Genomic DNA, 6,868 nt, shown 5'->3' with positions numbered 1-6,868 from the left:
GGCTTCTCGCGCGGCAAGCCACGCGGCTCGGGCTCGCCCCTGACACTTCGGACAAGCAACAAAGGCAGCGCGGGCGTCGACCGGATGACGGTCGATCAGCTTGGCGACTACCTGAAGCAGCACTGGCCGTCCATTCGGGAGCAATTGCTGAACGGAACCTACGAACCAAAACCGGTGAGACGGGTGGAAATCCCGAAGCCGGATGGAGGAGGGGTGCGAAAGCTTGGCATCCCAACCGTGCTGGACCGCTTTATCCAACAAGCGGTGATGCAGGTTCTGCAAAGGCAATGGAATCCAACGTTCTCCCAATACAGCTATGGGTTCCGACCGCGTCGGTCGGCGCATCACGCCGTGGCTCAAGCGCAGCAATATATTGCGCAAGGCCACGGATGGGTGATCGATCTCGATTTGGAAAAATTCTTCGATCGAGTCAATCATGACAAACTGATGGGCCAAATCGCCAAGCGCGTCGAGGATAAGCGGCTGTTAAAGCTCATTCGGGCATTTTTGAATGCCGGGGTGATGGAGAATGGACTGGTCAGTCCGAGCGTGGAAGGAACTCCGCAAGGAGGTCCTCTTTCGCCACTGCTAAGTAACCTCGTGCTCGACGAACTCGACCGCCAGTTGGAGCGTCGGGGACATCGCTTCGTTCGCTATGCGGACGACTGTAACATCTACGTTCGCAGCGAACGCGCGGGTCAGCGGGTGATGGAGAGCATCTCGCGCTTCATCACACAAAAGCTCAAGCTCAAGGTAAATGAGGCCAAGAGTGCGGTGGCACGACCGCAGGAACGAAAGTTCCTCGGGTTCTGCTTTACGGCTGGTCCGGACATCAAGCGCACGATTGCGCCGAAGTCGCTGGAACGGTTCAAGCAACGAATCCGGGACATTACGCGAAGGGCCAAGGGCGTCAGCATCAAGACGACAATGGAAGAACTGGCCACCTATATGCGGGGCTGGCGCGGCTATTTCGGCTTCTGCGAAACGCCCGAGGTGCTAATAGCCCTCACTCGCTGGGTCCGACTGCGACTGCGGGCCGCTCTGTGGCGCCAATGGAAAACTCCACGGCGCCGCCGCGCAGCACTCATCGCAAATGGGGTCTCAGAGTGGGCTGCAAGGAACACGGCCGGCAGCGGCCGCGGTCCTTGGTATCTCGCCCGCAGCAGAGCCCTCTCTACTGGGCTCTCAAATGCATACTTCAAATCGCTCGGCCTGACATCCTTGTTCCAGTCGTGTTAGCGCAACTTCTCGAACCGCCGTGTACGGACCCGTACGCACGGTGGTGTGGGAGGGGCGGAGCTGCGAGGCTCCCCCCTATCCCGATCAATCCCGCTCCAAAGCCCCGCTTTCCGGCAAATCCACTTACGGTAAAACGCCGTTTCAGGATTCCAAATCAACGGCTTGGGAATTCTTCACGGACGACTACTCCATCATCTGCCGATGAGGTGACTCACCCTACACTGCGCGTCCGAGCGTTGCTCGGGCGTCCGAGCCGATCCTCATCACAGGAGGACGAGCCGTGGCGTAGGGAAGCCTTTGTCGGAATTGACATCGCGAGGTTGAGAAACGCCATTGCGATCGCGGAAACAGGCCGGGAAGGTGTGGTTCGCTTCTTCGGTGAAGTCGACGCGTCGGCGACCAGCATGCGCCGGGTGATTGAGCGGATCGCCAGCCGGTTTGATCGTGTGCATTTCTGTTACGAAGCCGGTCCGACGAGCTATGGCCTTTATCACCTGATCCGATCGCTCGGCCACCAATGCACCGTGTTTGCGCCATCGCTGATTCCGAGGAAGCCCGGCGATCGAGTGAAGACAAACCGCCCGGACGCTGTTTCTCTCGCCCGGCTGCTGCGGGCCGGCGAGTTAACGGCGGTATGGGTTCCCGATGAAAGCCACGAAGCGATGCGAAATCTCGTGCGCGTGGACAAACAGGGACCATCCCGCCGACAAGATGTCGGCCTGCATCACACGAGGAAGTCGGCTGAAGTCACTCTGGATGGCCGCAACCACGATCAGGTGAGCAGAAAAAGCAGCTGCTAATGAATGCGGTCCAGTCTTGGGAGCATCGCACATTGATATAGATCCAGCCGGGTCACGGTTTCCCTTAGCTTACTGGTGGACGGATCGGAAGCAAAGACTTGGCGCATGTTCCGCACAAAAGACTTGTCCGGTTTCTGCCAGCGGCTGTCAGGTCCAATACGCCGGCTGGCGAACTGCGAGTTTTTGCACAATCAGAAACTTAATGCGATTGAACAGCGCTGGCACAACAGTTGCTACTGAGAGGTCCCAACAATGAGACAGGCACGAGTGCATCTAAATCGACAAAACGAGCGATGCTGTTACCTTCTCAAGTATGTCTCGATCGCGGAGGCGCGCCATGAAAGACGATCTCACCCGCCGGGATCGGCCCTATCTTCGGACGACGAAACACATCCCGCTGATACAGGAGGATGCCTTGGGCATCAGTCCAGCATCGTGGCTAGCTGTCGTAGAGATCGAAACCGCGAAGGGATACGAAAGCGGTCTTGGCAAGTGCAAGCCGGCGAGCATTTCGACGATGCGCGACCTTCGCGGGAGGGGCGATTTGGTGCGCCAGCTCATCCTATCCGTTAGTTGAACCTGCAATTCCATCATGATCATCAGTCCAGGAGAGGGGAGGCGCAATGCCTGAATCATTTATCTACGATCACGTTCGCACCCCGCGCGGCCGCGGCAAGCCTGAAGGGGCGCTTCATGAGGTCACCGCGCTCGCGCTCGCCACCGCGCCGCTGAACGCGCTGAAGGAGCGCAACAACCTGCCGGATGATTCGGTCAATGACGTCGTGATCGGCGTGGTCGATCCGGTCGGCGAAGCTGGCTCCGACATAGCGCGGTTTGCGGCGCTCAAGGCAGGCTTTGGTGAAACGGTGCCCGGTGTGCAGATAAGCCGCTTCTGTGCCTCTGGCCTGGATGCAGTGAATTTCGCCGCTGCGCAAATCATGAGCGGGCAGCATGACCTCGTGATCGGGGGGGGCGCGGAGTCGATGAGCCGCGTCGGCATCGGCGCCTCCGGCGGAGCCCTGTCGATGGATCCCTCAATTGCAGTACCCGCTTATTTCATGCCGCAGGGCGTCTCCGCGGACCTGATCGCGACCAAGTACGGTTTCTCCCGCGAGGACGTCGACGCCTATGCGGTGCAGAGCCAGCAGCGCGCGGCAAAGGCCTGGAACGAGGGGCGCTTCAACAAATCCGTTGTGCCGGTCAAGGACATCAACGGGCTCACGATTCTCGATATGGACGAGCACATGCGCCCGAACACGACCATGCAGTCGCTGGCGCAATTGCAGCCCTCCTTTGCGGCAGTGGCGCAGATGGGCGGCTTTGATGCCGTCGCGATCCAATCGCACCCAGAAATCGAGCGCATCAACTACGTGCACCATGCCGGCAACTCGTCGGGCATCGTGGACGGCGCGGGTGCGGTGCTACTCGGCAGCAAGGAGGCGGGCCAGAAGTACGGCCTGAAAAGACGCGCGAAAATTCGCGCCTTTGCCAATATCGGCTCGGAGCCGGCTATGATGCTGACCGGCCCGGTGGACGTTACCAAGAGGTTGTTCGAACGCTCCGGGATGAAGAAGTCGGATATAGACCTGTTTGAGCTCAACGAAGCCTTCGCGTCCGTCGTGCTGCGCTACATTCAGGCGTTCGAGATCGAAAATGACAAGATCAACGTCAACGGCGGTGCGATTGCGCTTGGCCATCCATTGGGGGCCACGGGCGCAATGATCCTGGGCACTGTGCTCGATGAGCTCGAGCGTACCAACAAGGCTACTGCGCTGGTCTCGCTCTGCATCGCTGGCGGCATGGGCACAGCCACCATTATCGAACGGGTGTGATGGGTAGGAATCGGGAGGGGCGCGCAAGCACCGTTTCCACCACTCTCTCGGGCACGCTTCGGTTTGCCCACCCTGCTTCAAACACCAGTCAAATTGCCGCGCCTGAGAGCTGGCCGCCGGCGGAGAAAGCATCAAATGACCTTCAAGAATTTCAAGCTCGAAACTGACGCCGACGGCATTGCGGTCGTCACTTGGGACATTCCGGGCCGTTCGATGAACGTACTGGATGAGACTTCGGCCAGCGAGCTCGAACAGATTGTCAAGCAGACCACTGCGGATAGCGCGGTGAAGGGGGTCGTCATCACCACCGGTAAGGAGGCGTTCTGCGGAGGCACCGATCTCTCTATGGTCGAACGGATGAGCAAGGAATACACTTGGGCACTAAAGGAGAAGGGCGAGATCACCGCGAACCAGATGCTATTCGAGCAGAGCCGCCGCTTGTCGCTGGCGCTGCGCTCGATCGAAACTTCTGGGAAGCCCTGGGCCGCCACAATCAACGGGCTTGCGCTCGGCGGCGGCTTCGAGATCACGCTCTGCTGTCATTATCGCGTTGTGGCCGACAATCCTGAGACGCGACTCGGCCTGCCCGAGGTGAAGGTCGGCCTGCTCCCCGGCGTCGGCGGGACCCAGCGTGTGCCGCGCCTCGCGCCGCCGCGGGATGCGATGATGATGCTGTTGAAGGGTGATCCGGTGACGGTGGATAAGGCCAGGCAGCTTAACCTGGTCCATGCGATCTTGCCGGCTGCCGACCTGATCAAGGCGGCCAAGGACTGGATCAAGAGCGGCGGCAAGGCGGTGGCGCCTTGGGACGAGAAGGACTTCAATCTGCCCGGCGGGCCCATCTATTCCAAGAACGGGATGATGACGTTCCCGGGCGGCAACGCCATCTACCGCCGCGACACCTACGACAATTATCCCGCCGCGCGCGCTATCATGAGCTGCGTTTACGAAGGGCTCCAACTGCCGATCGACTCCGCGCTGCGCGTGGAGTCCCGCTACTTCGCCAAAATCCTGCGGTCCAATGAAGCCGCGGCCATGATGCGCAGCCTGTACCTGTCGAGGCAGGAATTGGACAAGGGCAGCCGCCGGCCAAAGAACGTGCCGCCGAGCAAAATCAAGAAAGTTGCCGTGATTGGTGCCGGGTTTGTTGGCGCCAGCGTCGGTTACATTTCGGCGCGCGCTGGCAAGGAGGTAGTCCTTATCAATCGGCATCAGGAGAACTCGGAAAATGCGAAGACGCGCGTCAAATCCGTATTCGACGATCTAATCCGGAGGGGCCACTCCAGTGAAAGCGATCGCGACGCAACTCTCGCGCGCATGTCTGCCACCGTTGACTACGCCGCCATCAAAGATTGCGACCTCATCATCGAATCGGTGTTCGAGGACAGAAGCGTTAAGTCCGCGGCCTACGCGAAGGCGGAGCCGTTTCTGAAGGAGGGTGCGATCTTTGCCACCAACACTTCGACCCTCCCGATCACTTCGCTCGCCGGAGCGTTTAAGGACCAGGCGAAGTTCATCGGCATTCATTTCTTCTCGCCGGTCGAGAAGATGATGCTGGTCGAGATCATTGTGGGCAAGAACACTGGCGATGCCGCGCTCGCCACCGCGCTTGATTACGTCCGGCAGATCGGCAAGACTCCTATTGTCGTCAATGATTTTCGCGGCTTTTTCGCCAACCGCTGCGTCGCGCGCTATATCGGCGAAGGCAACCATATGTTTCTGGAGGGGGTGCCGCCAGCAATGATTGAAAATTGCGCCAAGATGGCGGGCATGCCGGTCGGGCCGCTCTCCTTGTCGGATGAAACCGCGCTTGATCTTCGATTGAAGATCATGAGGGCAACTGAAGCCGATCTCGGTCCGAACGCGATCGACCAGGCCGACAAGAATCTGATGGTCGAACTCGTCGAGAAGCAGGGTCGATTTGGCCGCAAGAACGGCAAGGGTTTTTATGATTACCCCGACAAGGGCAAGGGCCGAAAGAGCCTATGGCGGGGCCTTGCCGACTTGCAGCCCAAGCATCTCGATCCCGACACGCTCAGTGTCGAAGAACTGAAACAGCGTTTCCTTGTAGTGCAGGCGGTCGAGGCCGTGCGTACGGTCGAGGACAACGTAATCACCGATCCGCGCGACGCCGACGTTGGCTCAATCCTCGGGTTCGGCTTTGCGCCCTTCACCGGCGGCACGCTGTCCTATATCGAGTTCATGGGAACCAAGAAATTTGTCGAACTGTGCCGCAAGTTCGAGGCCAAATACGGCTCGCGCTTCACCCCGCCCGAGCTCCTGGTCGAGATGGCTGAGAAAGGCGAGACCTTCTACGGCCGCTTCGCATCTAACAGACAGCCGGTCCCCGCTTAGTCTTCGGCGGAGCGAGATTTTTTCGCCGTTGCCCGCGACGCACGCGCGTGCTCGCAGGACATTGGTTTGAAGAAAGACGACCGGTTTGCGATGCTGTGCTGAAACCACTATGCTCACCCGGAGTATCTCGTTGGGGGCACGTGATGCACACGTTGAACCTGAGCTTAGTGCCCGACGAGACTGGCTGGACCGCACGCAGCGGCAAGGATCGCTTTCTGATTGTCGACGACATCCTGTTGCCCTTGTGGGCACTTCGATCGCGCGGCTTCTTTCGCTGTGATCGGAGCGACCCGACCGGGAACCGCATTTTACGCTGGGACGACAGTAGAGGCCGCTATCCCGACGAGGCGCTTCGCTATCGAAAAGGAGTCTGAACGCCGTCGCGCCGGGGTTCACTTGCTTCGACATAGCGCGAGGAAGAGTTCGCGGCGAGCAATCCGAGGCTGCGCAGGTGTGTTGAGGAGCGGACTATGATGGGCCGGATCGGAGAGCCTGAGGACATTGCGAATGCTGTCCCGCCAGCGTCAGCTTCGCCAGCATGTGCAGCGGGCTTCCTTAAAGGGTCAAGAGACGGGCGAGGGAGCGAGTGCGCAGCCATGAGCAAGGAATTTCGCCCCTGGAAGATCGACGAGGCCCAGCTTC

4 protein-coding genes and 1 pseudogene are annotated in these 6,868 nt (G+C 59.6%); all 5 read left to right on the top strand.

The features are described from left to right. Window positions 1-39: 39 nt before the first annotated feature. The 5 genes and pseudogenes from ltrA (at window position 40) to KJQ96_RS37655 (ending at window position 6,226) form a co-directional block, all read left to right on the top strand. The gene (gene ltrA, locus KJQ96_RS37675) at window positions 40-1,239 is read left to right on the top strand and encodes a group II intron reverse transcriptase/maturase (RefSeq protein ID WP_249735033.1); all 1,200 of its coding nucleotides are present in this window, start codon (window positions 40-42) and stop codon (window positions 1,237-1,239) included. 236 nt (window positions 1,240-1,475) lie between these two features. Then, window positions 1,476-2,003: pseudogene (locus KJQ96_RS37670) on the top strand (transposase); the annotation flags it as partial. A 373-nt stretch (window positions 2,004-2,376) separates the two neighbouring features. Beyond that, a complete protein-coding gene (locus KJQ96_RS37665; RefSeq protein ID WP_213291073.1) occupies window positions 2,377-2,616 on the top strand; it encodes a hypothetical protein in 240 nt (79 codons plus the stop codon). Between the two features lie 46 nt (window positions 2,617-2,662). Continuing rightward, window positions 2,663-3,871 (top strand): acetyl-CoA C-acetyltransferase, encoded by a 1,209-nt coding sequence (locus KJQ96_RS37660; RefSeq protein WP_213291072.1) that lies wholly within the window; start codon window positions 2,663-2,665, stop codon window positions 3,869-3,871. Window positions 3,872-4,006: 135 nt separating this feature from the next. Continuing rightward, on the top strand, window positions 4,007-6,226 hold the full coding sequence (locus KJQ96_RS37655) for a 3-hydroxyacyl-CoA dehydrogenase NAD-binding domain-containing protein (RefSeq protein ID WP_213291071.1): 2,220 nt from the start codon (window positions 4,007-4,009) through the stop codon (window positions 6,224-6,226). The last annotated feature ends 642 nt before the right edge of the window (window positions 6,227-6,868 follow it).

It is taken from the genome of Bradyrhizobium sp. sGM-13, from assembly GCF_018398875.1.
Taxonomy (GTDB): domain Bacteria; phylum Pseudomonadota; class Alphaproteobacteria; order Rhizobiales; family Xanthobacteraceae; genus Bradyrhizobium.
Note: the sequence above shows the minus strand (reverse complement) of the source record. Positions and strands in the feature narration are given on the sequence as shown.